Source organism: Xanthomonas sp. MLO165 (assembly GCF_018831305.1).
Lineage (GTDB): Bacteria > Pseudomonadota > Gammaproteobacteria > Xanthomonadales > Xanthomonadaceae > Xanthomonas > Xanthomonas arboricola.
The window spans coordinates 1,830,883-1,857,328 of sequence record NZ_CP029263.1 but is presented as its reverse complement, the minus strand read 5'-3'; the positions used below and the strand labels follow the sequence as shown (position 1 = coordinate 1,857,328).

Here is a 26,446-nt window from a genome sequence, read left to right as displayed (position 1 = left end):
ATTACACACATGGAAGCATGAGCTCAGAGAGTGCGCGCCGGCTGTCCTCAAGCCGAGTTCAGGAAGATACTTTGCCTTCCCCCAACGTATAACCCAGGCTCTCGATCGATTCTTGGCACATATATCAAGCCGAAGATCACTCTCGATCAATGCGCTCGCTACCCCGGTCCCGTCCGCCACATTGTCGCCCTCACGTGCTCCATGTTTGCCCATGAGCTCGGTTTCCATGCTTTACGACAGTGTTGAACCTCTATCAAACCACGGAGAACCCCGAAGAGCGGGCCCATCAGATGGCGGTGCTCCAACGGTAGCAGCTGGGTAAGGATGCGAAGTTCTAACCCCTAGATTTTGGTGCTGTCAGCTGGTGGGCGAAACCACCCCGTTGCCGCCCCGCCTGCCCCAAGGCATGATTCTGAGGCGGTCGACTTGGCCGTATGGAATACGCTCAGGGGGAGCGACAATATGCGCTTGGAAGCAGTCAGTATCTCTAACTTCCGCTGCTATGGCGAAGAAGTCCGGGTTGAGCTCGACGACTTAACGACGTTCGTGGGTCGAAACGATATCGGCAAATCAGCCATCCTCGAAGCGCTGGAGATTTTCTTCAACTCGGACGTGGTGTCTATGGAGCAGGGCGACGCCCACGTCCATAACGCCAACAAGATTGTGTCGGTCACCTGCGAGTTCTCTGAGCTGCCACCGACACTTACGCTAGACGCTGGAGCAGATACAACCTTGGCCGACGAATATCTGCTATCGCAAGATGGTCGGCTGAAGATTCGGAAATCTTACGATTGCGCCAGCAAAAAGCCATCTGCTGATGTATTTGTCCTAGGCTTCCACCCCACTGTTACGGATTTCGACAATCTTCTGGAGCTGAAGGAGAAAGAACTTCAGAAGAAGGTGAAAGACCTTGGCTTGGAGGTTCCTCTGAAGGGCAATCCCGGTATGCGTCGCGCTCTATGGGGTGCCGCAGGTGACCTCAAGCTTCAAGAGGTCGCCATCTCGGTGGGCAAACCCAAGGAGGACGTCAAGCGCATATGGGATCAAATCGAGCCGCACATGCCCATGTTCGCGCTCTTCCAAAGTGATCGGAGCAGCCGCGACTCCGACACTGAAGTCCAGAGTCCGATGAAAGCGGCCGTAGCTGCCGCAATTGCCGAAGTCCAAGACGACATCGCTCGAATTCAGGCGAAGGTCCGAGAGAAGGCAGAGGAGATCGCTAAGAACACGCACGCGGCTTTGGCCACTATCGATCCCAGTCTTGCAAGCGAACTGACGCCCGAGTTCAGCCCCCCTACTCCCGCCAAGTGGCAGGGCCTCTTTTCGCTGGGTCTAAACACGGACGACGGCATCCCGCTGAACAAACGCGGTAGCGGCGTAAGGAGGCTTGTGCTGGTCAGCTTCTTCAAAGCTGAGGCCGAGCGCCGGCTCAAAACGAGCACAAAGCGCAGCATTATCTATGCGATTGAGGAGCCGGAAACCGCGCAGCACCCCAACAACCAACGCATCCTCATCGATTCGTTCAAGTCGCTTTCCGAGGATCCAGGCTGCCAGGTCATCCTGACCACTCACAGTCCCGGGTTCGCTTCATCGCTTCCCCAAGAAAGCATCCGCTATGTTTCTCGCCACACCGATACCAAAAAACCTCAGATCGAATCGGGCGTAGACGTGTTTGGCAGGGTTGCAGAGGCACTGGGCGTGACTCCTGACAGTCGGATCCAAGTATTGGTGTGCGTGGAGGGACCTACCGATGTCCTCGCAATAAAGGCCCTATCCAACGCTCTCCACGAAGCTGACTCAACATTGCCAAACCTGGGCACTGATTCGCGCGTAGCGTTTGTCGTCTTGGGAGGGGGAACGTTAGAGCATTGGGTCAATCAGCACTACCTGCGCGGCCTCGGAAAGCGGGAGGTGCACATCTACGATGGAGATGTTCCGGCCTACGCGGATAGCGCGGAGCAGGTGAACGGCCGAGGAGACGGGTCATGGGCCGTGATCACCATTAAGCACGAGATCGAGAGCTACCTGCACAAAGATGCCATCGCGTTGGCATTTGGGTTTGAGATAGAGGTGACGGACCATCCCATAGAAGGAAAGGCGACACCCAAGGTCTTTGGTGAAGCATTTGCGGCACAACGAGGTCATGGTGCCCCGCTCGGTGACAAAAAAGCCAAAGCCAAACTAGCAGACCGAGCCTTTCCCCGCATGACCTGCGCCATGCTAGATGAGCGCGATCCTAGCGGCGAAGTGCGGGACTGGATGCGACGCCTGGGCGGCATGTTGGCCTGACTTGCCAACCGCGACGTGTCACAACTAATCGATCGGCCGGGGAGCGCTTTAGTTCCCCGGCCGGCTAACTACGTGGCTATTGTCAGGACCAGTGAAGAAATTTCTTCCGACACATCGCTGCTCACTTATCGATGCGAATCTTACGAACAGCTATTTTAGAGGGATTGCCGTTCGATCCCACGCCCGCTTCGCCCACCCAAGGACGATTGCGGGCACGACGATGACGAGAAGACCCCACAAGAACGCGAGGTAGAAGGCAGCAGTAGCGAGCTCACCGTAGACCGGATGTTCCGCGAACCTCCAGCCAAGCACGGCGCAACCGAAGACGGCTACAAGCCCCACCCCGCCGCCCACGAGCGCCCCCTTCAGAAATCCGCCTTTGCGGAAATAGGGAATGCGGCCGGTCCTGACATGCCAAGCCCAGACCTGCTGGGCGCGGATGTGCAGCATCAGGCAGAACACCAGGAAGCCGGCGATCAGCAGCCCACCTGCGCAGTAGACCAAGCCCATCAGCTGTTGGGTTTTGAAAACAGCGTCGAGGCCTGCTCCAAACAACAGCATGCCCAAAGGCCCGAGAATAACGCAGGGCAGGATCATGGCAGCCGGCCCGGTCGGCGCATAAAGCCGCTGGTAGTTCGCTTGGTGATTCATTTCTTTTTCTCTGTTAGGAGCAAGACCAAACGGCGTCACGGCAACCGCATGGCAAGTGGTTGGTCGAGGGTCAGCCCGCAGATGTTCCGTTGTCGGTCACGTCGACCAGTTCCCAACCTTCGCCCGCCGGCCGGAACTTCATCGTCATCTTTAGGCGCATTTCCTTGGCCTTCGGCGTCGTAGGCTGATCGCCAATGAAGCCCAGTCCATCGACACTCCCGGAGATCCGACAGTCCTGATCACCGTTGGGCAGTTTTGTGCAGGCGATCTCCAGCCCGCTCGCTTCCTTGACTTCGAACCGCCAAGTCCGCTGAAGCGTTGCCTGCCTCCCCTGCTCAGTAAAGAATCGCTCTACTGCTTTGACAGCGTCCTCCTTGCTCGGCGCATGCTTTGCACCACAGGCCGACAAGCCCAACGCCAAGAAGCACGCCGAAATCCAAACACGTTGAATGGTCCGCATCACGACTCTCCCTTCTTCTGTTTGGTCAGGTCCACGCCGATGACCTCGTTTCGGTAACCCACCTGGACGCGTTCAACATCCACCTCGGCGCGCGGGCCTCCGTTCTCCAACCAGACCCGCTTGACGGTGAAGACCACCAGATCGTCCCTGGCGTCCCTGCCCTGCTTAAACAATCCGGTGGCTTCGCTCTCGCTCATGCGGATCGGAAGATGAAAGTGCCCGGCATGCTGGGGTGTCCAAACGGATCGCTCACTGCGAGCACTGGTCGGGACAAACCCCTCGCCCGTGATGCCCTCTACCTGGAATCCGGTGATCCAAGGAATCGGCACATGAATGTCCAGGACGCCACGCTTAGGGTCGTATGCCGGCTGGTCGACCAAATGGGGGCGAACGGCGAACCGGTCGATGCCCCGGAAGCGCTCGGCCCGCGCATCAAAGGCCGCGCCATACTTGCGCTCAATGGCTTCCGGCTCCTGAGCGGTGATGCCATTAGGCCCGTTCCGCTTCGTATCGATCAGCCACTCGCCATACAAACACTGCTCGCGCTCGGTCTTGCTCAAGCGGTAGCTGGACCGCGTCGACGCAATCAGCCTCGCATCGCAGGTGTGGTAGCCCGCCGAGGCCGTGGACGCCAACCCAGCGCGGATGTGTTGCGCGCCTGCCAGTTCGTCCTGGTCGAGGTCCCAGTAGGCTCCTTGCGGATCGAGATACGGGCTCTTGGCCCTGTCCGTCGATGCCTGCGGAGCCCCGGTGATGGCCCGCCCAATCTGTTGAAGAAGATTTCCCCTGTCCTGCGCTTGCACCGCCATGCTTGCTGCCAAGACGCACGCGCCTGTGGCCGCTGCCCACTGCTTCTTCATGCCCCTCTCCTTTGGGTTGCGACAAAGTTACGTGTCACGTAGAGTCTACCCGGGGCGTAGCGGTTCCGTCATGCTCTGGGCATGCCTGCACTGCATTTGTTCAGCCTGTGAAGCCCGCCCCGATCGCTCCCCGCGATGTGGTCGCCGCGCGCCTGCTCCAAGCCCGCGAGCTGCGGGGCTTGAGTCAGCGCGAGGTAGGGATGCGTATGAGCCTGGACAAATACACAGCTTCGGCGAGGCTCTCCAGATACGAGTCGGGAGCCATGTCGATTTCGTTGGAGGCCTTGTTCGAGCTGGCTAAGGCCCTTGAAGTCCCTCCGGCCTACTTGTTGGCCAGCACCGCGAGCATGGCCGACGCTGTTTTGGCGCTGGGGCAGCAGCCTCCGCGTCAGCAGGACCAGCTGGCGGGGGTGTTGGTGTCGCTTTCCAAGATGGAGCCTAAGGCTCGGGCTGAGTGCGTTCGGCGACTGCTGCCGCCAGACACCGAGGTTTAGCCGCATCCTTCGACCGCATTAGGCCCATTTTCGAGCGAACCCCGTGCTATATAGGCACCTGGCAGGGAGGCGTAGGGAGGCTTGAGCTTGGGGCCCTTATCTTCGCAAGAGCGTGAGGGTCGAACGCCACGGTTTGCCGTAGCTGGCTCCAGCACTCCGGAGATACTCTGTGCTTGTGGCGGCCCGCCCTCCTACGCAAACCCAGAAAGCATTGGTCACAGGGCCTACGCCAAATGAGCGCGCCCCTTCCCCTCGTTGACCAGCCGAACCCCGGAAGTTGATGATTGTCAGGAGCCGGTTTTCCCGGCGGCATTCGCTGTCTCTGCTCTTCCTAGGACCTTTCGGGCTTCTTGTCTGGCCGCTTATGGCCCGGCGAGGAACACGGAAGGTAGGACGCCTCTACCCGATCAAAGCTGGTGTGGCTCAGGCTAGGGATACGCCCCCCGGTGGCAGAAGCTGACTCAGTAACCTAGCACCTTAAGCGCAGCAAGGGCCGCATAGCGCAGCCCTGCTGGTTCATAGATATGCTGGACAAGGATTCCCAAGCTTGAGAACTTGCAACAAACTGAAAGCATCTTGTTCGCGTCAGCGACTCAGGTCAGCGGCTTGGCGCGCTTAGCGTCCGGATTGAGGAAGACGCCCTCACCAGGAATCGCCTTCAGACCCCGCCTCTGCTTATGAATGGCGCGGGTGGCCATCCCAAGCCTCTTCTCAGATGCACTCGCTGGCTTAATAGTTACGGTAAAACCTGCCTTTTTTTGCGAAACACTTCGCTTCGTTCGATTGCCGTTTTCATCAACCATCGTCACGTCGAATATTTCGTTAGCGATTTTACGTTCCATTATTCGTCTCCGGAAAAACAATCGAGCCGACTTCCGCTTCAAAATCCATTTGATCCACTGCATCAGACAACGTTTCCGCCAACTGACCAAAGGCCTCTTTCGACTCACAATCATATATACGGCAAACATCGCTAGATGTCAAGTCTGGTGACTCTATCAGGATCACTGAGGGCACCACCCTGCCCGCCGTCGTTTTAAGAGGCAAGGCAACAATCCAGATACTGCTGCTCAGCCTTATATCGTTCTTCTTGCGCTTCAAGCTGAAATCGATGATAGGACTTGAGTCATTCCCTACCGCTCGTTCGCGAATATCGTAAAACTGATATCCGCTACGGAAACGAGTGACCATGCCTCCATTACCATTATTACCCGGACACGCAATTGCCAACTTCAAACTTATCTTCTTGCCTATCCCACATCTCTTCAGCTCACGCTTGAACGAATCGACAAGAGAATCCCCAAGACGCGCAAGAACTCCTTCCACATGCCACTCATCAAGGCGAGAAACTATGATATTGCTAGCAACCTTTTCAACACAATCGATTTCTTTCTTAAAGTCCTTTAGAGGAGCACCAAAATCGAGCATTCCCAGTGAAGTACTTAATGGAACAACCATAAGATTATCTATTCCACGAGCGTGGATCTCCGGGGGCCCAGCAACGACAGCATCGAGAATGGCACCCAGCCAATGAGATTTCTCTGACGTCTCACCCACGATCGAAAATCCAATGGTCCAGCTCCCCGAATCATCTACCCGCCGCTCCTCGTCGAATACCCATAGCGGCAAATTGGAAAGCAGGCCTCCATCCACGAATTTGCACTTCCTATCATGATCAAGAGCAACCTCATACGGCTTAAATATGTAAGGCAGACAAATTGATGCGCAAACCGCATCTGCAATTGAGACGTCAGGAGTTGATCTCGCGGAAAAAACCTGTATGCCTTTAGTGGTGAGATTGGTTGAGACTATTTTAAGGGGCCTACCACCGGCCACCTCAAGCTGCCTAAACGTAACATCAGAGGGAGGTTTACCTTTAAAAATATCACTTCCCGACAAAGCTCTATTTATGGCACTTCGAACTTCTTTGAGAGGAGCCAGACCCGGCCTAAAGAAATAAATAGCAATCCAAACAAAGAATATACAAGCTACGGCCACATAAGACGAAGTCAGGAGAGCCGTATCGTAGATCGCCCCATAGCTACTCGAAACAATTTGAGGACTGGCCAATAGCAGTATAACCAGCGAGCAGAGGACCGATATAATACACAGGGCCACAGCGGACAATTTAGATAGAAACCTTGCCAAACTAATTTTTAGCCAGCCCCTCCAGGTAAACATACTGGTCAACGAACTCTTCCCACCCCCCATCATTTTTTCGAGAAAAACAAGCTCAGAATCATTCTTAAACAATTCATTAGCTTCATATTTGCATGCTACGAGCGCAGCCATAATCGATCCAGCTGAAGTGCCTGCCACGCCAACTATTTTGGCTTTAAGGGTTTTGCCCAAAGAGTTTTCAGCTACTATATTAGATTCAAGTGCTCTAAGGGCCCCAATGTGAATCGCACCTTTCGCTCCTCCTCCCTGAAATGCCACATATACTGGCTGCACTTGAACATCGCTTTCCTGCTCAGACATGGCTGCTCCTTAACATAAAACTCACCTGCTAGAAGTCCTTATCACTAAATGATTGGCACAGAACCAAAGCCCATTTAAGAATAACCCGAATCTCCTCCCGCTTACACAAACACACTCCGCCCTTACATTGTATATCGTCGTTCAAGCTGCCCCGCTGATGCATGGGAAGCGAAACCGGAAATTAAACTTAGAGGAATCTAAGCCAGGTCAAATTCAGCCTGCGATCCCGTATCGATAAAAGGCTAGCCGGTGTCTTCTGAATCTGACGTAGTGATCGCCCGAGCTTCGGCTAATGAGTTCACCGTCATATCTTTGCATCGACTAGGCGAGCTGGGTCACCGCGAGCTCCAAGCTAGGGAACTTAAGCCAGGAGAATGCGCCCCCAGTCCCGTGAGCTTTTCAACCACAGTAAAGGTTCGGCTATATGTCGCATGATGCTCATCATCGAGCTCGTGCCCGACGATCTGCGCCCGGAGTTCCGAAACCACACCAGCCCCCTGTAGCTCCTGGATAAACGTCTTTCTGAGCGAATGGAAGCCTCGCTTTGCCGGCACCCAGCCCTTCCCCACCTCGGCCAGATGTCTACTAAACGCTTTGGTGATCCAGTTGCCCTGCCCGTTGACTGCCGTGGCCTTAGCTGCCGGGAACAGCCTCGTTTCACCGACCTTGCGCTTGCCATCGATCCAATCCAGGAAGCCCATTTCGAGGATTTCGGGATGGAGCGGCACCGTTCGAAGGCTCACCTCAGTCTTTACTTTCTGATGCTCGCCTTCATCCGAGATACGAATGCAAGGGATGCCGTCCTCCTCTAACACGTCCTTGACGAGGAGCTGGCCGACCTCAGATGCCCTCGCCCCCGTATAGAGTCCAATGAGCGAGGCCCAACGGGCCGACTCGGACAGCTTGGCCAACGCCTCCGGCGCAAACAGCGCCTGGATCTGTGCACGGTCATACGCTTTGAAACCCAACTTCTTCCGGGCCCGCTTTTCGCGCTGGGAGTAGCTGACGTGGCCGCTAGCAGGGTTGTCGCCTTTCGGGTAGTGGCCCGACGCCATGGCCCATTCGAAGAACCCGCCCTTGCCGCCGATGTAGCTCTGTTTGTTCGTGAGCGTCGGCGTGGAAGCGCCCTTCTCCCGCATCTCCTGATACCAGCGAGCCAGGTCGGACCGGGTGATGGCGTGGACCTTGGCCTTCTCCCCGAGGAAACTAACCAATGCCTCAATCGCCGTCTTTTTGATGGTGTAAGTCTTCGGGAGCGTCGAGCCTTTGAGGGTCGCCAGGAACGCGTCACGGGCTTTGCCCAGCGTCATCGTTTCAATGGCCGGCGCAGAGGCCTGCCTACTCGGGCCCGCATGCGGTGAGCCAAACATGGTTGGCGCGGCCACCGGAACTGCCCGAGCCTGCAAGGCAGCGCCGGCCATTGCTTCCAGCTCCATGAGCTGCCGATACAGCTTCAAGTCCTTCGGACTATCGATCTGCCATTGCTCCGTCACCGTCCCATCTGGCTGGCGGGTGCGGTTGAGTGTCAGTTCTTGGAGGTTCTCGGCACTCGTCAGGCGAGCGATGAGCAAATCAGCGTCTGTCTTACTCAGCTTGTCCACGCGTTGATCCTTCAACTGTGCGAAGAGCCGAGCATAGCCCGCCCCAAGCACCACCGCACGCACATGCGCCTGCGCCAAGTCCTTCGTTTGCAAGGTGCGTTTGATAAGCCGGCAGCCCATCACGGTTTGCAAATCGATGGGAACACGTTGGACAAACGACCAGCGGCCGGTGGACGACCGGCTCAAATGATGAGGGATGCGCATGCGAGTGTTTCCTCTGCATGCTTCCTGCCTTCCAATCAGACCAATTCAGATTTTTATGTTAAAAATCAAGGATTTGGAATTGACTGGCGGAGAGAGTGGGATTCGAACCCACGGAAGGTTTGACCCTTCGCCGGTTTTCAAGACCGGTGCCTTAAACCGCTCGGCCATCTCTCCGATGCTGCCTTGCGTGACCGCCGAAGGTGTCGGGTGATCACGCCTGCGCCACGCGCGATGCGGGTGACGCATGTCGATGGACGCCGCATTGCGCGCTGCCATCGACCCGGGATTGCTCCCGGGCGCGCATTCTCGCATGCCCGGACGCGCTTTGCTAAGCGCTGCGTCTTGCCGAGCTGCCAGGCTTTGCAAAGCGGTTCCGCTTGCCAGGTACGCAGCGTTCCCGACGACGCGGCCTTGCCAGGCGGCGCAGCGCTGATGTGCCAACGTCGACAACCAGGACCTCGACGACCAGGCGCAGCGCTTGGCCGGCTTCAGCCACGAACAGGCAAAGCGCTCAGCCGGCTTCCGCCACGGCCAGGCGCGGTGCGGTCGCGGCCGCACGCTTGAGCTTTTCGGCCAGCTCGGCGCAGTTGCCGCCGCAATCAAGGCGCGAACGCTCAATTTCCTGCGGCAGGTGCTCGGCCAGGAAGTCGATGAACACCCGCACCGCCGGCAGCAGGCCGCGGCGCGAGGCGAACACCGCGTGGCAGATGCCTTGCGGCAGCGACCAGTGCGGCAGCACCACTTCCAGCTCGCCGCTGCGCACTGCCTGGGCGCACACGGTTTCCGGCAGCATGGTGATGCCGAAGCCATCGCGCGCCATCGACTGCAGCAACGGGAAATCGAAGCCGGCCAGACGCGGCTGCAGGTCCACGCGGCGCATCTCGCCGTTGGGGCCGTGCAGTTCCCAGCGCTGGTGCGCTTCGTCTTCGCTGGTGCTCATGGTGGTGTGGTTGGCCAGCTCGCTCGGGTCCTTGGGACGCCCGGCGCGGTCCAGGTATTTGGGGCTGGCCACCAGCAACTCCTGCACCTGGCCAAAGCTGCGCATCACCAGGCTGCCGTCGTCGTCCAGGCGCGATCGCACGCGCAGCGCGATGTCGTAGCCCTCGTTGATGACGTCGACGCGGCGATTGCTGATGTTGAGCTGCAGCCGCACCTTGGGGTACTTGGCCAGGAATTCCGGCAACAGCTTGGGCAGCTGGATCTGCGCCAGCGAGACCGGAACGCTCACACGTACAAGACCGCGCGGCTCGGCACTGAGACGATCCACCACCTCGCGCGCGGCCTGGGCTTCGGCCAGCATGGTCTGCGCGTGCCGATGCACGCTGGTGCCGACGTCGGTGACCGCAAAGCGGCGCGTGGAGCGCTGCAGCAGGCGCACGCCAAGATCCGTTTCGAGCTGGCTGATACGACGGCTCAGGCGCGACTTGGGGATCCCGAGCGCACGCTCGGCCGCGGCGAAGCCGCCGTGGTCCACCACCATCGCGAAGTAGTACAGGTCATTCAGGTCGTGCATGGCGCAGGCATCCATGGATAGAACGATAAGTGACATTTAATCACCTTTATTCCAGCAGAGCAACGACCTGATACATCAGAAATGTAGTTCCTTGCAGCCAGACCATCGAACTCTTGCGCATGGAGCTTCATCTTTTTTACCAAAGCGACGCCAAGCACCCGGCACAGATGTCGGCAGGTAGCGCTCGCTAGATCCGCCGGGGTCTTCCAGGCGCCGCAACAGGCCATGCTCCATGAAAATGCAAACGGGGCCAGTGACGGCCCCGTTCTTGATCAATATGTCTAACAGCTACGCCATCGCAACCTGGGCAGCTGAGCGGCCGCGCGAGCAACACGCTCAACAAGGCTGACGAGCGAGCCGGAGCTGGCAGTCGCCAGTCGAGGCTGCCTGCCTGCCCGAAATCGCGCATGAAGATACACGCCCATTCCAGGCATCGGCCGCGCCCGCCTGGACACCGCGCAGCCGGAGCCTCCGCCGCTCTTATCCGATCCGCTCGAGCCCGCCCATGTATGGACGCAGCACCTCGGGCACATCGATCGAGCCGTCGGCGTTCTGGTAGTTCTCCATCACCGCGATCATCGCGCGTCCCACGGCAGTGCCGGAGCCGTTGAGTGTGTGCAGCAGCTCCGGCTTGCCGCTGGCCGGGTTGCGCCAGCGCGCATGCATGCGCCGCGCCTGGAAATCGCCGCAGTTCGAGCACGACGAAATCTCGCGGTAGGTGTCCTGCGACGGCAGCCACACCTCCAGATCGTAGGTCTTGATCGCCGAGAAGCCCATGTCGCCGGTGCACAGCAGCACCTTGCGATACGGCAGGCCGAGTTTTTCCAGCACCACTTCGGCGCAGCGGGTCATGCGCTGATGCTCGGCATCGCTGTGTTCCGGTGCGCAGGCGGTGACCAGTTCGACTTTTTCGAACTGGTGCTGGCGGATCATGCCGCGCGTGTCGCGGCCACCGCTGCCGGCTTCGGCGCGGAAGCACATCGAATGCGCGGTCATGCGCAATGGCAGACGCTCGGCATCGACGATTTCGTCGCGCACGATATTGGTCAGCGGCACTTCCGAGGTGGGGATCAGATAGCGGCGCGACTCGCCCACTTCGGTCTGAAACAGGTCGTCCTCGAATTTGGGCAGTTGCCCGGTGCCGCGCATCGATTCGGCATTGACCAGCAGCGGCACGTTGGTTTCTTCATAGCCATGCTCGCCGACATGCAGGTCGAGCATGAATTGCGCCAGCGCGCGGTGCAGCCGCGCGACCGGCCCGCGCAGCACAGTGAAACGCGCACCCGACAGCTTGGCGGCAGTCTCGCCGTCCAACCAGCCGTGCGGTGCACCGAGTTCCACATGGTCCTTGACTGGGAAGTCGAACTGGCGCGGCGTGCCCCAGCGCGACTGCTCGACATTCTCGCTCTCGTCCTTGCCCTGCGGCACGTCGTCGGCCGGCAGATTGGGCAGGCCCAGCGCGATGGTCTCCAGCTTGGCGCGAATCACCTCCAACGCGTCTTCGGAGGCCTTGAGCTCATCGCCGAAACCGGCCACTTCGGCCATCAGCGCAGTGACATCCTCGCCCTTGGCCTTGGCCTGCCCGATCGCCTTGGACTTGGAGTTGCGCTGACTCTGCAACTCCTGCGTGCGCACCTGGATGCGCTTGCGCTCGCTTTCCAGCGACTCCAGTTCCGCGGTGTCCAGGGAGAAACTGCGCGTGCTGCGCAGGCGCTCGGCAAGGTCGGCGGGATGTTGGCGAAGCAGGGCCGGATCTAGCATCGGGAGTCTGTGTGTCGGTAGGAAGCGCGAGATTATCGCCTGTTCCGCCACCTGCTGCGATCGATTCACCGCCGCTATGCCAGAATTGGCCCGATCCTTCAGGTGAGCCCTATGCCCGCGCCCCGCCCTGCGTCCGATCGGCAGATTGTCCTGCGACTGCCCCGCCACACCCTGAAAATTGCCGGTATCGCCTTCGTTGCCGGCCTGCTGCTGTTCCTGCTGGTGTGGGCCACCGGCCGCAAGGACGACTTCTACAAGGCCTCGCCGGCGCAACCGGCTGCGGGTGCGCAGGCCGACGACAACATCCAGCCGCTGCCCGCGCCGCTGCCGGCCCAGGACGGCGCCAGCGACATGCCACAGGCCAAACCACCCGAAGAAACCCCGACACTGGTGGAAACTGCACCGCCAGCCCCGCCCGCGCCGACGCCCTTGCCGGAGGACGCGGTTCCCGGCGCGCCGGGCGCAGCACCGGCAAACACCGCGGCGGCTGCAGGCGGAGATCGCCCGGTGCCGATGCAGGGCCAGATGCCGCCGCCGCGCTATCCCTCGGCTGCCCTGCGTCGCGGCGATGCCGGCGATGTGGTGGTGCGGGTGGACGTGGACGCGGCGGGCAATCCGGGCGGGGTGACGCTGGTGCAACGCAGCGGCTCGCGCGATCTGGACCGCGCCGCGATGGAAGCGGTGCGTCACTGGCGCTTCCATCCGGCGCAGCGCAACGGCCAGCCGATTGCCGGCAGTCTGGATATCCCGTTCGAGTTCAAGCCGGCGCAGTAAGCCCCGCCGATACGCCGCGTCGTGCGCACCGCACACGACGGCGGCCAGACTGCCGCAATCGACGAACACCACTGCGCGTTAACCGGACAAGGCGGGGCGAACCAGCCCCCGACTCGGCTTGACCAAGCTGAATGTCTACCGCCGTTTAAACCTTCCCGAGCGCCCTGCCTTAGCTGGCCCTCAGGCAAGGCCGACCAGACTGGCCACGTCATCCCAAAGATGCGCCAGGAGGCCGGCCATGTCCTTCATCTCCAATCCTTCGTCACACCCTACCCAGGCACTGCCGCAGCGCCCCGTGCATGCGCAAGACCGCGTGGGCGACGACACGGCCGACGGCGCCTCGCCATGGCTGTGGGCGACCCTGCTGGCGTTGCTGGTGGTGGTGCCGACCTGGTGGTGGGCCCGCCATAGCGATGAATCGTTTGCGACCGACACGCGCCCCGCGCCTGCGGCCAGTCGCCAGATCCTGCCGACCTCGGAGGGTCCGCGTGCGATGACCATGATCGCGCACCAACCCGCGCGCGCGGCGATCAGCACCCAAGAAGCGATTCCGCTGCCGGGCAATGCGGTGCCGAGCTACCCGTCGGACATCGCGCAGGCCGGGATCGCAGGCAGCCGCACCGCGCGACTGCAGCTGGACGTGCAAGGCCGGGTGAGCGATGTGAGCATCGTCGATCGCAGCGGCAGCAATGACCCGCGCCTGGATGCAGCGGTGATGGACAGCTTGCGTCAGTGGCGTTTCGAGCCAGCCACCCGCGATGGCCACGCCGTCGTCAGCAGCGTGCAGGTGCCGGTGGAGTTCACCGCCGAGCACTGAGCGGGATCATCAACCAAGTCGGATCGCAGTGGCGCCGTGCTGGCTGTAATGCGGTATCCAAGCGTCGACTGACAGGCGTTACGACGCCTTTGGTCGACCGCTCCTCATCCGAAGAGCAGTCCTCAACCAGCAAGAGAACTGCCGTCTTTCCTACCGAAGCCGTTTCACTACTCACGCCGTTTCAAGCCCGAAACCGGCGCCCCGCGCCAGGCTGTCGAAGCCCGGAAACGAGGTTGCGACATTGGCCACGTCATTGACCCGCACACTGCCGGTGGACAGCTGCCCGGCAATGGCAAACGCCATCGCGATGCGGTGGTCGCCATGGCTTTCGATCACGCCGCTGCCGACGCTGCCGCCGTGAATGGTGGCGCCATCCGGGGTTTCGTCCACACGCACGCCCAGCGCGCGCAGCCCGGTGGCCATGGCTGCAAGGCGGTCGGACTCCTTGACCCGCAGTTCGGCAGCGCCGGTGACCACCGTCTGCCCGGTTGCGGCAGCGGCGGCCACGAACAGCGCCGGGAATTCGTCGATCATGTCCGGCACCAGCGCTTCGGGAATCTGTGCGCCCCGCAACGGCGCGTAGCGCACGCGCAGATCGGCCACCGGCTCGCCACCATGTTCGGCATGACGTTCTTCGGCGATATCCGCGCCCATCAGCCGCAGTGCCGCCAGCAACCCGGTGCGACGTGGATTCAGGCCCACCGCACGCAGCAGCACGTCCGAACCGGGAATGATGCTGGCTGCCACGATGAAGAACGCCGCCGATGAAAAATCCGCAGGCACCGCGATATCGGTGGCGCGCAGACGCTGACCACCGCGCAACCGCGCCTTGCCGGGCGAGAAATCGATTTCCACACCAAACGCAGACAACATGCGCTCGGTGTAATCGCGGGTGGGATGCGGCTCGCTGACCGACGTCTCTCCCTGCGCATACAGGCCCGCCAGCAACACCGCGGATTTGACCTGCGCACTGGCCACCGGCGAGACGAAGTCAATGCCATGCAAGGCCTGACCACCATGCACACGCAGAGGCGGGGTGCCGTCGTCCTCGGTGTCGATGCGCGCGCCCATTTGTGCCAGCGGGCCGGTCACGCGCCGCATCGGGCGCTTGGACAGCGACGCATCGCCGACCAACTCGCTATCGAAAAGCTGCGCCGCCAGCAGGCCGGCGAGCAGACGCATGCCGGTGCCGGCGTTGCCACAGTCCAGCGCCTGGCTGGGCGGCTGCAGGCCATCCACGCCGACGCCGTGCACGATGCGCTGCGACGCCGACGGCGTGTCGATGCGCACACCGAGCTGGGCGAAAATGGCCGCGGTAGAGCGCGTGTCTTCGCCTTCGAGAAAGCCGTCGATCTGCGAGACGCCATCGGCCAGCGCGGCGAACATCACCGCGCGGTGCGAGACCGACTTGTCGCCGGGAATGGCCAGGCTGCCCTGCAATGCGCTGCCCTGCCGGGCGATCCAGTGGTGCGTGCTGCTGCTCATGCGTGTGATCCGATTGCTGCGGCATCGCCCTGTGCGGCGATGCGCGTTGAAGAGTGTCGTGGCGCTGCCGTCACCTCGGCCGGTGACGACGCGCCTGTCAGGACGGCGCTGGCGTGACGCCCGGCGCTCAGGGAATGGCGACCGGGTACGAGCCCAGCACCTTGATCTGCGCCGAGTGCACTTCCAGTTCGGCCAGCGCCTGCTTCATCGCCTCGTCTTCCACGTGGCCGGCCAGGTCGATGAAGAAGCCGTATTCCCACTTGGCCTGGTGCGAGGGACGCGACTCGATGCGGTTCATGCTGATGCCATGCCGCGCGAACGGGCTGAGCACGTCGAACAACGCACCTGGCTTGTCGTGGATGAACACCAGCACCGAGGTGCGGTCATGCCCGGAGGTGGGGAAGATCTGCCGGCCGATCACCAGAAAACGCGTGGTGTTGTCGTCGTCGTCTTCGATCGACTTCATGATGACTTTCTTCAAGCCATACACATGCGCGGCGCTCTCGCCGCCGATCGCCGCGGCATCCTCGGCATTGCGGGCGCGGCGTGCGCCTTCGGCATTGCTGGAGACGGCGATCTTCTCGACCTTAGGCAGGTGCGAACGCAGCCAACCGGCGGTCTGCGCAAACGACTGCGAATGCGCGTAGATGCGCTCGATGTCTTCCAGCCGGCCGTTGCGCGAGAGCAGGTACTGATGCACGCGCAGCTCGACTTCGCCACAGATTTTCAGGTTGGAAGTCAGGAACATGTCCAGGGTGACCTGGATGGTGCCCTGGCCGGAATTTTCCACCGGCACCACGCCGAAATCGGCATTGCCGGCTTCCACTTCCTGGAACACTTCCTCGATGGTTGCCATCGGCAGGCCGACTGCCGAACGGCCGAAGTGCTTGAGCACCGCCTGCTGGCTGAAGGTGCCTTCCGGGCCGAGATAGCCGATCTTCAACGGCTCCTGCTGGGCCAGGCACGCGGACATGATTTCGCGGTACACGTGCACCAGCACTTCATCGCTGAGCGGGCCCTCGTTGCGGTCCACCACCATGCGCAGCACCTGCGCCTCGCGCTCGGGCCGGTAGTAATCCACCGCTGCGGCGAGCTTGCCCTTGGCCTTGCCGACCTGGTGGGCAAAGTTGGCGCGTTCGGCGATCAACGCCTGGATGGTGCGGTCGATCTCGTCGATCTTGGCGCGCACATCGGCCAGCACCGGCGCAGCCGTGGCCGGCTTGGTCGCGCGCTTGTCTGAGGCGTTGGCCGCGGACTTGGCGGCGGACTTGCCTGCCGGTTTGGTCTTGCCGCCGGTGGCGGCACTGGGCTTGCTGGACTTGGGAGCCATCGCTCGGCATTCCTTGAAATTGCGGCGCATGCGCCTGCGCGGCACGCGCCGCGGTCGAATGAAAGACTCAGCCGTGACGCTGCTGGAAGTCGTGCATGAAGCTCGCCAGCGCCTGCGCGCCCGCCACCGGCATCGCGTTGTACAAGGACGCGCGAATGCCGCCGACCGCCTTGTGCCCCTTCAGCGCCAACAGACCGGCTGCCTTGGATTCGCTGACGAACAACGCATCCAGCTGCTCGTCGGCCAGGAAGAACGGGATGTTCATGCGCGAACGCACCGCCGGCTTGACCAGGTTGCGATAGAACCCGCCGGAGCCGTCGATCGCGCCATACACCAGCGCGGCCTTTTCGGCGTTGCGGCGGGCGAACTCGTCCACCCCGCCCTGCTCCAGCATCCACTTCACGGTGAGTCCGAGCAGATACCAGTTCCAGGTCGGCGGCGTGTTGAGCATCGAATCGCGGGCGGCATGCGAGGCGTAGTTGAAGATGTCCGCGCGCGGCTGGCCGGCGCGTTCGAGTAACTCGCGCCGCACGATCAGCACCGAGATCCCGACCGGGCCCAGATTCTTCTGCGCGCCGGCATAGATCAGACCGTAGCGCGAGACATCCAGTGGCTCGGAGGCGATCGACGAACTGAAATCGGCGAACAGCGGCAGCGTGCCCACTGCCGGGGTGTCGCGGAACTCGACGCCGTGGATGGTTTCGTTGGCGGTGATGTGTACGTAGGCCGAGTGCGGCGACAAGGTCCAGCTGGCCACCGGCGGAATGTCGGTGAAGCCGCCCGCCTGGCCGTCTGCGGCAATGCGCGCATCCACATAGGTGGCCGCCTGCTTGATCGCGGTCTTGCCCCAGTGGCCGGTGATCACGTAGTCGGCGGCCTGGCCGGGTGCGGCGAAATTCAGCGGCAGCAGCGCCTGGATGGTGGTGGCGCCACCGGCGGTGAACAGCACCGCGTAATCGTCGGGAATCGACAACAGGGTGCGCAGATCGGCTTCGGCCGCGGCCGCCACGGCCATGAAATCGGCGCTGCGGTGGCTGATTTCCACGATCGAGGCGCCGACGCCGTTCCACTCGACCATCTCTTCCTGCGCCTGGCGCAGGACCGATTCCGGCAATGTCGCAGGGCCGGCACTGAAATTGAACGCGCGTGTCATGGCACACCTTGGCGAGCTAGCCTTCTAGTATGCCGCAGCGCACCGGCCTTGGCAGCGTTGCAGAAAAGTTGCATGTGCATCCTTCTCACCCATGGCGACGTATGGTTTGCGTAGGCCATCGGCAGCGTCATCACCATGGTCCGGTATTCTCATCAGTAGCCACTGTCAGGAGCGAGCCATGTCCCTTCGCGATGTCTTGAAGACGCCGTCCAGCGAGATCACCGATGAGGCCGTCTACCGCGACCGACGCCGGCTGCTGCAGCTGTTTGCGCTGACCCCGGCGCTGGGCGTGGCCGGCTGCGCCGAGGCCGATCCGCCGCCTCCGCCCAAGACCGTGGTGACCCCGGCGCAGGCGCGCAGCGGCTTCCGTACCGCCGAGGAACTGACCCGGCTGGAAGACGTCACCAGCTACAACAACTTCTACGAGTTCGGCACCGACAAGACCGACCCGTCCAAAGCCGCCAAGACCCTGAAGCTGTCGCCGTGGTCGGTGAAGGTCAGCGGCGAATGCGAAAAGCCCGGCAGTCTGTCGCTGGACGAGTTGCTCAAGGGCATCAGCGCGGAGGAACGCATCTACCGGCTGCGCTGCGTGGAAGGCTGGTCGATGGTGATTCCGTGGACGGGCGTGCCGCTCGGCGAGGTGCTCAAGCGCTTCGCGCCGACCTCCAAGGCCAAGTACGTGGCATTCACCACGCTGGCTGATCCGCAGCAGATGCCCGGCGTGCGCTACCGCTCGATCAACTGGCCGTACCGCGAGGGCCTGCGCATCGACGAAGCGATGCATCCGCTGACCCTGCTGGCCACCGGCCTGTACGGCAAGCCGCTGCCGCAGCAGAACGGCGCGCCGCTGCGGCTGGTGGTGCCGTGGAAGTACGGCTTCAAAAGCATCAAGTCGATCGTGGAAATCCGCTTTGTCGAGAAGATGCCCGAAACCGCGTGGCACGATCTGCAGCCGTCCGAGTACGGCTTCTTTTCCAACGTCAATCCGGCGGTGGATCACCCACGCTGGAGCCAGAAGACCGAGCGCCGGATCGCCGGCACCGCGAGCAAGTTGTTCGCCGAGCGCATCGCGACCAAGCCGTTCAACGGCTATGCGGACCAGGTCGCCTCGCTGTACGCGGGGATGGACCTGAAGAAGTGGTTCTAGGCAGTGATGTCCCCCGCGTAGGAGCGCACCCGGGCGCGACGGGCGTTACCAGGAATGCCAGTCGCGCCCGGGTGCGCTCCTACGATGTATGTTGATGCCCGCGCGGCATCGCTCCCTTCTTCGAGATCGCATGGCCAAGACCTCCGCATCCCTGATCGCCGCCAAGACCCTGGTGCATGTCGCCGCGCTGACCCCGATCGCCTTGCTCGGCTGGCAGTTCTGGCAGGTATGGCAAACCGGCAGCGATGCGCTGGGCGCCGATCCGGTGGCCGAAATCGAGCACCGCACCGGGCTGTGGGCGCTGCGCTTCCTGTTGATCACCCTGGCGATCACGCCGCTGCGCCAGCTCACCGGCCAGGCGACGCTGATCCGATTCCGGCGCATGCTCGGGCTGTACGCATTCTTCTACGCCAGCGTGCATCTGGCGGCCTACCTGAGCCTGGATCTGCGCGGCTTCTGGACGCAGATCTTCGAGGAGATCCTCAAGCGCCCCTACATCACGGTCGGCTTTGCGGCATGGCTGCTGCTGGTGCCGCTGGCGATCACCTCCACCCAGGGCTGGATGCGGCGGCTCAAGCGCAACTGGGGCCGCCTGCACATGCTGATCTACCCGATCGGCTTGCTGGCGGTACTGCATTTCTGGTGGCTGGTGAAATCCGACATCCGCGAACCGGCGCTATATGCCGGCATTCTGGCGGTGCTGTTGGGCTGGCGGATCTGGAAGAAACTCAGCGCGCGCCGAACCACAGCAAGGCGCTCAACGCCGCCGCCAGCAACACCGCGCTGAGCAGCAGCCACGGCCAGCGCGCCACTTTGACAGGCGCACGTGCCGGTTCGCCGGGCGCGCGTGGTGGCGGCAACGGCTCCGACTCGGGAAGGTCCCAGGTGGTGCCGTGATGGGTGCGCGGCACCTCCACGACAAAGCGATGGCGGGCATCAAACACCACCTGGTCGCCGGCCTGCAGCCAGCCGTCGCGCACCTGCACGCCGTTGATCCAGCTGCCTTCTTCCGAACCCAGGTCGCGGATCAGCACGCGGTCGCCGTGGCGTTCCAGACGCGCGTGCTGCGCGGCGAAGGCTGGGTCGTCGATGACGATGTCCGCCGCCGGGTCGCTGCCGACCAGGCGTGAGCGGTCCAGGGTGAAGCTGCGCCCGTGATGGCGTCCGCCCAGCCCGCGTAACAACAGGCAGACCTCGCTCAGGCCGGCATCGTCGTCTGCAACGTCGTTGGCCGGCGCGCTCGACGGCGCACTGCGCAGCAGCATCTCCACGCCGTCGGCGTAGATCGCATCGCCGGGGCGCAACAGCGCCATGCGCCGCACCGGACGTCCGTTGACGTGGATGCCGCGGATCCCGTTGGCCACCTGCAGCCAAAGCCCGCGCTGGTCCAGGCAGAACTGCGCCAACAGCAACGCTCCCTGCGCATCGGCAACCACCCGCACACTGCCAGAGGCATGGCGGACGATCCGGTGGACGCCGGGCTTGAGGGAATGATCCGGCTGCTGCCGGTGGGTGAAATGAACTTGCAGATCGCGCACCCGCCGCAGCCTAGCAGGTTTGCCCCGCGCCGCGGCCAACAATGTGACCGGCGTCCGGCCGACGCAGGTACGGCACCGAGGTGCGTCGCTGCTCGGCCACACGCGCGCCGCACTTGGAGCCTGGCTCGCGCATGCGCACAATGCACGCTTCTTTCGTCTTCCCCATGGAACCCATGTCCAGCATCGATATCCGCCACGACCATGCCTTGTCGCCGGCCCAGGCCCGCGCAGCGATCGACGCGGCGGCGCGCAAGTTGACCGATCGCTATGGCGTCGCCTCGCACTGGGAAGGCGATACCTTGCGCATCGCGCGGGCTGGCGTGGATGGGGCAATCACCCTGCTGCCGCAGCAGGTACATGTCACCGCCGAGCTCGGCTTCCTGTTGTCGGCGATGCAGCCGATGGTGGAGTCGGAGATCCGTCGCCTGCTGGCCGAAAAACTCGCCTGAGCATGCCGTGTCGCTGGTCCGGGCCTGATCGCCTTGCCAGAGCCCGACCGCACCGGTGCTTCAGCGACAAGTCACCCGCACGGCCCTTGGCAGGCGGATGCTCTGGACGTGCTTCACCTGCTCGATGCAGTGCCGGGACTAGGGTGAAGGCAACGTCACTTTGGCAACCCACAGGAGCATTCCATGACGACCGGATACGATCAGAACGGCAAGCGCGACGATGCGGCGCACGGCTTCCAGGCGCAGGCGGAACAGATTTCGCGCCGGCTCGGCGAATCGGCGCAGACGGTGTGGCTAGCCGGGCTCGGTGCGCTGGGAAGGGTGCAGAGCGAGGGTGGCAAGTTGTTCGATTCGCTTGTGCGCGAAGGCGCAGCCTACGAGCGCAGCGGCCAGCGCAAGGCGGCCGAAAGCGTCGATGAGCTGCGCGAAGAGGTGGAAACCCAGTTCGAACAGGCACGCGACACTGCGGTGCGCGGCTGGGACAAGCTGGGCAAGGCCTTCGACGAACGCGTCAAGGGCGTGCTGCGCACGCTCAACATCCCCGAGCAGGACGAACTGGAAAACCTGCGTCGCGAGGTGGAATCGCTCAAGGCCCAGGTGCGCGCCAATACTGCCGCGACCAAGCGCGCCAACCGCACCGCCAATCAGGCCGCACAGGCTGCCAGCAGCGAAACCACCGGCGCGGGCTCGGCCGGCGGCAGCTCCAGTCCCAACAATGCTGCATTCGATGGTGAATAAGCCGGCCCGATGATGTTGCAAAGCAGCATGATTTTTTAGACAATCGGGAAGGACCCGCCAGTCCTGTAATACGAAGTCCGTTTGCTCCCCTCCCCTCACGGCTTCGGACTGGCGGGTCTTTCGCTATCTGGATCACGGTGCGTGGTATCGCCGCTCGCGATCCATTGACGAATCTGCGGCGAAAGATTCTTCTAGGCGTACCGCTTCGTCATACGTTCCATACCTTCGCTTGATGCTCATGCCTTCCTGGATTGTGGCGCTTGTGGCTTCCCTGCTGCTCTGGCTGGGAGTGTGTGCGTATGTGTGGCTGGTGCGCCGCCGTGCCAACGAAACCAGCGAGGGCGTGCGTGCCTTGGCGGCGATGCACTGGCGCGACTTTTCCGCCGTGGTGCAGCGCATGCTGCAGGAGCAACGCGGCTGGCAACCCACGCAGGTGCCGCAGGACGGCCTGCCGACGGCCGACTTCATGATGCAGACCGAGCACGGCACGCGCCTGGTGGCCTGCAAGCACGGGCGCGGCTACCGCATCGGCGTGGCAGCGGTGAACGAGCTGGGGGCGATGGCGCGGCTGGCCGGCGCGGGCGGCGGCGTGATGGTGACCGAGGGCCGCATGGAACGCGAAGGCCTGGCGGCCGCCGAGAAGCAGTCCATCGAAGTGCTGGATGGCGTGCGCCTGTGGCCCTTGCTCAAACCGTATCTGCCGGGCGATGTGGAAACCGGCGTGGTCGGCATGGCGCGCCGTCGCGCGATCCGTCACAGCCTTATTGCCGGTGCAGCGCTGGCGACCCTGGCGCTAGTCGCGGTGCTGGCCTTGCAACCGGTGCAGCCACCTGCGCCTGCGCAGCAGGCAGCGGTGGTGGCCGCCCCAGGCGCTGCCGCAGCGGTCGCCGCAACACCCCCACAGCAGGGCACAAGCTCGCCGCAGGCCGCGCCGCCATCAGCGGCGCCGCCTGCATCGACGCCACTGGCAGGCGATGCCGAACCGGATGCGGCAACCATGCAGGGCTATCAGCGCGAGGTGTCCAAGGCGCTGGCACAGACGCCCGGCCTGGTGCGCGGCATCTGGATCACCCAGGCAACGCTGGCGGTGGATCGCTCGGTTGACGATGCGGCGGCGTGGCCGTTGATCTGCCGCGAACTGCAGCGCTATCCCTACCTGCGCACCGTGCGCGTGCAACTCAATCCGCGCCCCGGCGTGGACGAAGCGGTGCGCTGGCGGCAGTGCACGACGATCTGATTCACGCATCGCCCCATGCGCCTGCGCGCGAGGCTTGAGGGTCAGCGCATTCCCGGTGCGAACCGCGCAACCAGGTCGTAGGATCCGCCCAGGAACAGCTGCCGCACATAGGTGACCGGCTGGTCGCCGCGCCAGGTGTGGCGGTCGATGACCAGGCAGGCCGCGCCATCGTCCACCTGCAGGCGTTCGGCTTGCGCGGCGTCCGCATTGACGGCGCTGATGCGGTGCTCGGCGCGCGTCCACGGCACGTTGCGCAACAACCAACTGCCCGGCGCCACGTCGGTGAACGCCTGCAGCAATGCCTCGGACACGGTGGTGATGTCGATCACCCGCTGCTCCAGCGCGAACGGGCGGCCGTCTGCCAGGTGCACGCTTTCCAGCGCCAGCACCTTGCCGCTGCTGCCCAGGGCGCGCTCCTGCGGCACGCGCAGGCGCGGGCTGCGCAGTCGACGCGACAGCAGCGCGAACCGGTAGAGGTGGCCGCGCGCGGTCATCTCCACTTCGATGTCGGGGATCGACAACGCGACCTGCTCCAGATGCGGATGCGGGCGCGCCACGAACGAGCCGGTGCGGCGCCGGCGTTCGATCATGCCGGCATCGGCAAGCAGGCCGAGTACCTTGTTCACGGTCATGCGCGAACAGCCGTATTGCGCCATCAGCTCGTGCTCGGGCGGCACCCGGTGACCGGGCGGCCAGTCGCCACTGTGGATGCGGCGTTCCAGATCCTGCCGGATGCGTTGATGCAGGGTGCCGGGCGCGGCGGTGGGGGTGGCGGTCAAAACAGGTCTCCGGTCAGACCCGCATTGTGCGCGCATCCACTCATTTGCTCAGCAGCGATCGCAGAACCCCGGCAAAACGCGCGGCAATCCGCGCGCGATCCACATGGCGCCCGTCGCGCACGACCGGTTGCCCGGCGCGCCAGACGGTGCGCACCGCACCGCCGCGCGCGGCGAACAGCCAACTGTCCAGCAGCGCATCGTCGTTGCGGGCCAGCAGCGCCGGATGGGTCGGGTCCAGTTCGAGCAGATCGGCCGATGCGCCGACCCGGATGCCGCTGCGCGCAATGCCCAGGGCCTGCGCCGCACCCTCGCCCGCCTGCTCGAACAACCAACGCCCGCTGGAGGCACCCGCCTGCGCCAGCACATTGCGTGCCTGCAGCTTCAGACGCTGGCCGTATTCGAGCAGGCGCAGTTCTTCGGCCGCGTCAATCAACACATTCGAATCCGAGCCGACACCAAAGCGCCCACCCGCAGCGGCAAATGCCTGCATCGGGAACAAGCCGTCGCCCAGATTCGCCTCGGTGATCGGGCACAGCCCGACCACCGCGCCGCTGCCGACGATGCCCTGCAGCTCGCTCGCGTCCACATGCGTGGCATGCACCAGGCACCAGCGCGCATCCACCGGCGCATTGGCCAGCAGCCACTGCAGCGGGCGCTGGCCGGACCAGGCCAGGCAGGCATGGACCTCGCGCTGCTGCTCGGCGATATGGATATGGATCGGGCCATCGGTGAGCGGCACCAACGCCGCCAACTGCTCCGGCGTGACCGCGCGCAGGCTGTGTGGCGCCAGCCCGAGCACGGCATCCGGCAATGGTTTCAGGCTGCCCTTGCAGTCGTCCAGCAACCGCGCGAAACCGTCGAGGTCGTGGATCAAACGACGCTGCGCTGCGCTGGGCGCGACGCCACCGAAATCCGCATGCGCATAGAACACCGGCAACAGCGTCAGCCCGATGCCGGTGTTGGCGGCGGCAGCAGCGATGCGCCCGGACATTTCGCCGGCCTGCGCATACGCCGCGCCGCCGGGGCTGTGGTGCAGGTAATGGAATTCGCCGACGCGGGTGAAGCCGCTTTCGAGCATTTCCACATAGGCCTGTTCGGCAATCGCCTGCAGGCTGTCCGGGTCCAGCCGGTCGACGAAGCGGTACATCAACTCGCGCCAGCTCCAGAAACTGTCGCCGCTGCGCCCGCCCACTTCGGTCAGCCCGGCCATGCCGCGCTGGAATGCGTGGCTATGCAGGTTGCCCAGCCCGGGCAGCAGCCGCTCGACCCGGCTGTCGCCGGCAGCGGGTGCGGTGCCGGGCTGCACCGAGGCGATGCGCCCCTGCGCCAGCGTGATCCGCACGTCGCCCGCCCAGCCATCGGGCAGGAGAGCCCGCGCCGTCCACAACGCCTGCACCTGTTGGTCTGCCACTGGACACCCTCGATTGCCGGTTCTATTGTATATACATATCAGACACCACGAGCCTGCGCCATGCATTGCGACGTCCTCTGGCACAACGCACAGCTGATGACCCTGGACGCAGCAGACGGTGGCCTAGGCATCGTGGACGATGGCGTTCTGGCCTGCCAGGACGGCCGCATCACCTACGCCGGCCCGGCCGCGCAGGCCCCGGCGGTGACGCCGGACGTTGCGCACGATTGCCGGCGCCGCTGGATCAGCCCCGGCCTGATCGATTGCCATACCCATCTGGTGTATGCAGGCAATCGCGCCAACGAATTCGAGCAACGCCTGCGCGGTGCCAGTTATGCCGAGATTGCCGCAGCCGGCGGCGGCATCGTGGCCACGGTGCGCGCCACCCGCGCCGCCGACGACGCAGCGCTGCTGGCCGCCAGCCTGCCGCGCCTGGACGCCATGCTCGCCGAAGGCGTGACCACGCTGGAAATCAAATCCGGCTACGGGCTGACGCTGGAGGACGAAACCAAGCAGCTGCGCGTGGCACGCCAGCTCGCGGCACTGCGCAAGGTCGAAGTGGTTCCGACCTTCCTCGGTGCGCATGCGGTGCCGCCGGGCGGCGATGCGCAGAGCTATATCGACGCCGTTTGCACGCAGATGATTCCGGCGATCGCCGCGCAAGGGCTTGCCGAGGCGGTGGACGTGTTCTGCGAGCATCTGGCGTTCTCGCCCGCGCAGGCCGAACAGGTCTTCCGTGCCGCGCAGGCACATGGCCTGGACATCAAGATCCATGCCGAGCAACTGAGCAATCAGCATGGCGCGCAACTGGCCGCACGCCATGGCGCGTTGTCGGCCGATCACATCGAATACCTGGATGACGCCGGCATTGCCGCAATGGCCGGCGCCGGCACCGTCGCGGTGCTGTTGCCGGGCGCGTTCTATTTCACCCGCGACACCCAGCTGCCACCGATCGCGGCGTTGCGCGCCGCCGGCGTGCCGCTGGCCCTGGCCACCGACTGCAACCCGGGCACCTCGCCGCTGACCAGCCCACTGCTGGCGATGAACATGGCCGCCACGCTGTTCCGCATGACCGTGGACGAGTGCATCGCCGGGTTCACCCGCGAAGCCGCACGCGCACTCGGGCGCGGCGAGCGACTGGGCCGGCTGCGCGCCGGCCTGCACTGCGACCTGGCGATCTGGGACATCGATGCGCCGGCCGACCTGGTCTACCGCATGGGCTTCAACCCTCTTCATGCCCGCGTCTGGCGCGGGCATTCCTGCTGAATCCGGAG

Annotated in this window: 24 protein-coding genes and 1 tRNA gene; 10 read left to right on the top strand and 15 right to left on the bottom strand. The window is 63.2% G+C overall.

The window, feature by feature from the left end:
* Window positions 1-462: 462 nt before the first annotated feature.
* Window positions 463-2,289, top strand: coding sequence for an ATP-binding protein (locus tag DGN21_RS08065; RefSeq protein WP_184576706.1), 1,827 nt, complete (start codon window positions 463-465; stop codon window positions 2,287-2,289).
* Window positions 2,290-2,439: 150 nt separating this feature from the next.
* On the opposite strand, the gene DGN21_RS08060 is transcribed toward DGN21_RS08065, so the two are convergent.
* The 3 genes from DGN21_RS08060 to DGN21_RS08050 are packed head-to-tail and all read right to left on the bottom strand — an operon-like array spanning window position 2,440 to window position 4,260.
* Window positions 2,440-2,979: a hypothetical protein gene (locus DGN21_RS08060; RefSeq protein ID WP_235452851.1), complete on the bottom strand. Its 540-nt coding sequence runs from the start codon at window positions 2,977-2,979 to the stop codon at window positions 2,440-2,442.
* A 31-nt stretch (window positions 2,980-3,010) separates the two neighbouring features.
* On the bottom strand, window positions 3,011-3,400 hold the full coding sequence (locus DGN21_RS08055; RefSeq protein WP_055829097.1) for a hypothetical protein: 390 nt from the start codon (window positions 3,398-3,400) through the stop codon (window positions 3,011-3,013).
* Entirely contained in the window at window positions 3,400-4,260 is an 861-nt protein-coding gene (locus DGN21_RS08050) for a hypothetical protein (RefSeq protein ID WP_184576709.1), read from the bottom strand. Before DGN21_RS08050 ends, DGN21_RS08055 begins: the two co-directional genes overlap by 1 nt.
* 200 nt (window positions 4,261-4,460) lie before the next feature.
* Here DGN21_RS08050 and DGN21_RS08045 point away from each other — a divergent pair, with 200 nt between their 5' ends.
* The gene (locus DGN21_RS08045; RefSeq protein WP_229015528.1) at window positions 4,461-4,754 is read left to right on the top strand and encodes a helix-turn-helix transcriptional regulator; all 294 of its coding nucleotides are present in this window, start codon (window positions 4,461-4,463) and stop codon (window positions 4,752-4,754) included.
* A gap of 593 nt (window positions 4,755-5,347) precedes the next feature.
* Here DGN21_RS08045 and DGN21_RS08040 read toward each other — a convergent pair.
* The 6 genes from DGN21_RS08040 to serS form a co-directional block, all read right to left on the bottom strand.
* Entirely contained in the window at window positions 5,348-5,596 is a 249-nt protein-coding gene (locus DGN21_RS08040) for a hypothetical protein (protein WP_184576715.1), read from the bottom strand.
* A complete protein-coding gene (locus DGN21_RS08035; protein WP_184576718.1) occupies window positions 5,586-7,235 on the bottom strand; it encodes a patatin-like phospholipase family protein in 1,650 nt (549 codons plus the stop codon). Before DGN21_RS08035 ends, DGN21_RS08040 begins: the two co-directional genes overlap by 11 nt.
* Before the next feature lie 335 nt (window positions 7,236-7,570).
* The gene (locus DGN21_RS08030; protein WP_184576720.1) at window positions 7,571-9,040 is read right to left on the bottom strand and encodes a site-specific integrase; all 1,470 of its coding nucleotides are present in this window, start codon (window positions 9,038-9,040) and stop codon (window positions 7,571-7,573) included.
* 84 nt (window positions 9,041-9,124) lie between these two features.
* Window positions 9,125-9,214 (bottom strand) — tRNA-Ser (locus DGN21_RS08025).
* Window positions 9,215-9,551: 337 nt separating this feature from the next.
* Window positions 9,552-10,568, bottom strand: coding sequence for a LysR family transcriptional regulator (locus DGN21_RS08020; RefSeq protein ID WP_016903391.1), 1,017 nt, complete (start codon window positions 10,566-10,568; stop codon window positions 9,552-9,554).
* 465 nt (window positions 10,569-11,033) lie between these two features.
* Window positions 11,034-12,314 carry a serine--tRNA ligase gene (serS, locus tag DGN21_RS08015; RefSeq protein WP_102252232.1) on the bottom strand — a complete coding sequence of 427 codons (1,281 nt, stop codon included), beginning with the start codon at window positions 12,312-12,314 and terminating at the stop codon, window positions 11,034-11,036.
* Window positions 12,315-12,425: 111 nt separating this feature from the next.
* Here serS and DGN21_RS08010 point away from each other — a divergent pair, with 111 nt between their 5' ends.
* Together DGN21_RS08010 and DGN21_RS08005 are read left to right on the top strand one after the other, a co-directional pair.
* Window positions 12,426-13,088 (top strand): energy transducer TonB, encoded by a 663-nt coding sequence (locus DGN21_RS08010; protein ID WP_039520685.1) that lies wholly within the window; start codon window positions 12,426-12,428, stop codon window positions 13,086-13,088.
* Between the two features lie 349 nt (window positions 13,089-13,437).
* Window positions 13,438-13,905, top strand: coding sequence for an energy transducer TonB (locus DGN21_RS08005; protein WP_065032393.1), 468 nt, complete (start codon window positions 13,438-13,440; stop codon window positions 13,903-13,905).
* Window positions 13,906-14,076: 171 nt separating this feature from the next.
* On the opposite strand, the gene aroA is transcribed toward DGN21_RS08005, so the two are convergent.
* From aroA to serC, 3 genes are all read right to left on the bottom strand, one after another.
* Window positions 14,077-15,390, bottom strand: a complete 1,314-nt coding sequence (aroA, locus tag DGN21_RS08000; RefSeq protein ID WP_126965608.1) for a 3-phosphoshikimate 1-carboxyvinyltransferase — start codon at window positions 15,388-15,390, stop codon at window positions 14,077-14,079.
* 127 nt (window positions 15,391-15,517) lie between these two features.
* Window positions 15,518-16,720: a prephenate dehydratase gene (gene pheA, locus DGN21_RS07995; RefSeq protein ID WP_126965607.1), complete on the bottom strand. Its 1,203-nt coding sequence runs from the start codon at window positions 16,718-16,720 to the stop codon at window positions 15,518-15,520.
* A gap of 67 nt (window positions 16,721-16,787) precedes the next feature.
* Window positions 16,788-17,873: a phosphoserine transaminase gene (gene serC, locus DGN21_RS07990; protein ID WP_039514318.1), complete on the bottom strand. Its 1,086-nt coding sequence runs from the start codon at window positions 17,871-17,873 to the stop codon at window positions 16,788-16,790.
* Between the two features lie 178 nt (window positions 17,874-18,051).
* Between serC and msrP the strand changes: the two genes are divergently transcribed.
* Both msrP and msrQ read left to right on the top strand, forming a co-directional pair.
* Window positions 18,052-19,020 (top strand): protein-methionine-sulfoxide reductase catalytic subunit MsrP, encoded by a 969-nt coding sequence (gene msrP, locus DGN21_RS07985; protein WP_024940184.1) that lies wholly within the window; start codon window positions 18,052-18,054, stop codon window positions 19,018-19,020.
* Between the two features lie 130 nt (window positions 19,021-19,150).
* The gene (gene msrQ, locus DGN21_RS07980) at window positions 19,151-19,807 is read left to right on the top strand and encodes a protein-methionine-sulfoxide reductase heme-binding subunit MsrQ (protein ID WP_065032370.1); all 657 of its coding nucleotides are present in this window, start codon (window positions 19,151-19,153) and stop codon (window positions 19,805-19,807) included.
* On the opposite strand, the gene DGN21_RS07975 is transcribed toward msrQ, so the two are convergent.
* Complete coding sequence (locus tag DGN21_RS07975) at window positions 19,749-20,558, bottom strand: FHA domain-containing protein (protein WP_065032371.1); 810 nt, start codon at window positions 20,556-20,558, stop codon at window positions 19,749-19,751. The two genes, msrQ and DGN21_RS07975, sit on opposite strands and share 59 nt — an antisense overlap.
* A 173-nt stretch (window positions 20,559-20,731) precedes the next feature.
* Between DGN21_RS07975 and DGN21_RS07970 the strand changes: the two genes are divergently transcribed.
* The 3 genes from DGN21_RS07970 to DGN21_RS07960 all read left to right on the top strand — a co-directional run bounded on the left by DGN21_RS07970 (window position 20,732) and on the right by DGN21_RS07960 (window position 22,982).
* A complete protein-coding gene (locus tag DGN21_RS07970) occupies window positions 20,732-21,007 on the top strand; it encodes a polyhydroxyalkanoic acid system family protein (RefSeq protein ID WP_026064847.1) in 276 nt (91 codons plus the stop codon).
* Window positions 21,008-21,190: 183 nt separating this feature from the next.
* Window positions 21,191-21,745 (top strand): phasin family protein, encoded by a 555-nt coding sequence (locus DGN21_RS07965; protein WP_126965606.1) that lies wholly within the window; start codon window positions 21,191-21,193, stop codon window positions 21,743-21,745.
* A gap of 232 nt (window positions 21,746-21,977) precedes the next feature.
* On the top strand, window positions 21,978-22,982 hold the full coding sequence (locus DGN21_RS07960; RefSeq protein ID WP_160954986.1) for a restriction endonuclease: 1,005 nt from the start codon (window positions 21,978-21,980) through the stop codon (window positions 22,980-22,982).
* Between the two features lie 41 nt (window positions 22,983-23,023).
* Here DGN21_RS07960 and hutC read toward each other — a convergent pair whose 3' ends face one another.
* On the bottom strand, window positions 23,024-23,797 hold the full coding sequence (gene hutC, locus DGN21_RS07955) for a histidine utilization repressor (RefSeq protein WP_164738875.1): 774 nt from the start codon (window positions 23,795-23,797) through the stop codon (window positions 23,024-23,026).
* A 4-nt stretch (window positions 23,798-23,801) separates the two neighbouring features.
* Entirely contained in the window at window positions 23,802-25,172 is a 1,371-nt protein-coding gene (locus tag DGN21_RS07950) for a formimidoylglutamate deiminase (RefSeq protein ID WP_160954988.1), read from the bottom strand.
* Between the two features lie 60 nt (window positions 25,173-25,232).
* On the opposite strand from DGN21_RS07950, the gene hutI reads away from it, so the two are divergent.
* Window positions 25,233-26,438: an imidazolonepropionase gene (gene hutI, locus DGN21_RS07945; protein WP_126965604.1), complete on the top strand. Its 1,206-nt coding sequence runs from the start codon at window positions 25,233-25,235 to the stop codon at window positions 26,436-26,438.
* Window positions 26,439-26,446 lie beyond the last annotated feature (8 nt).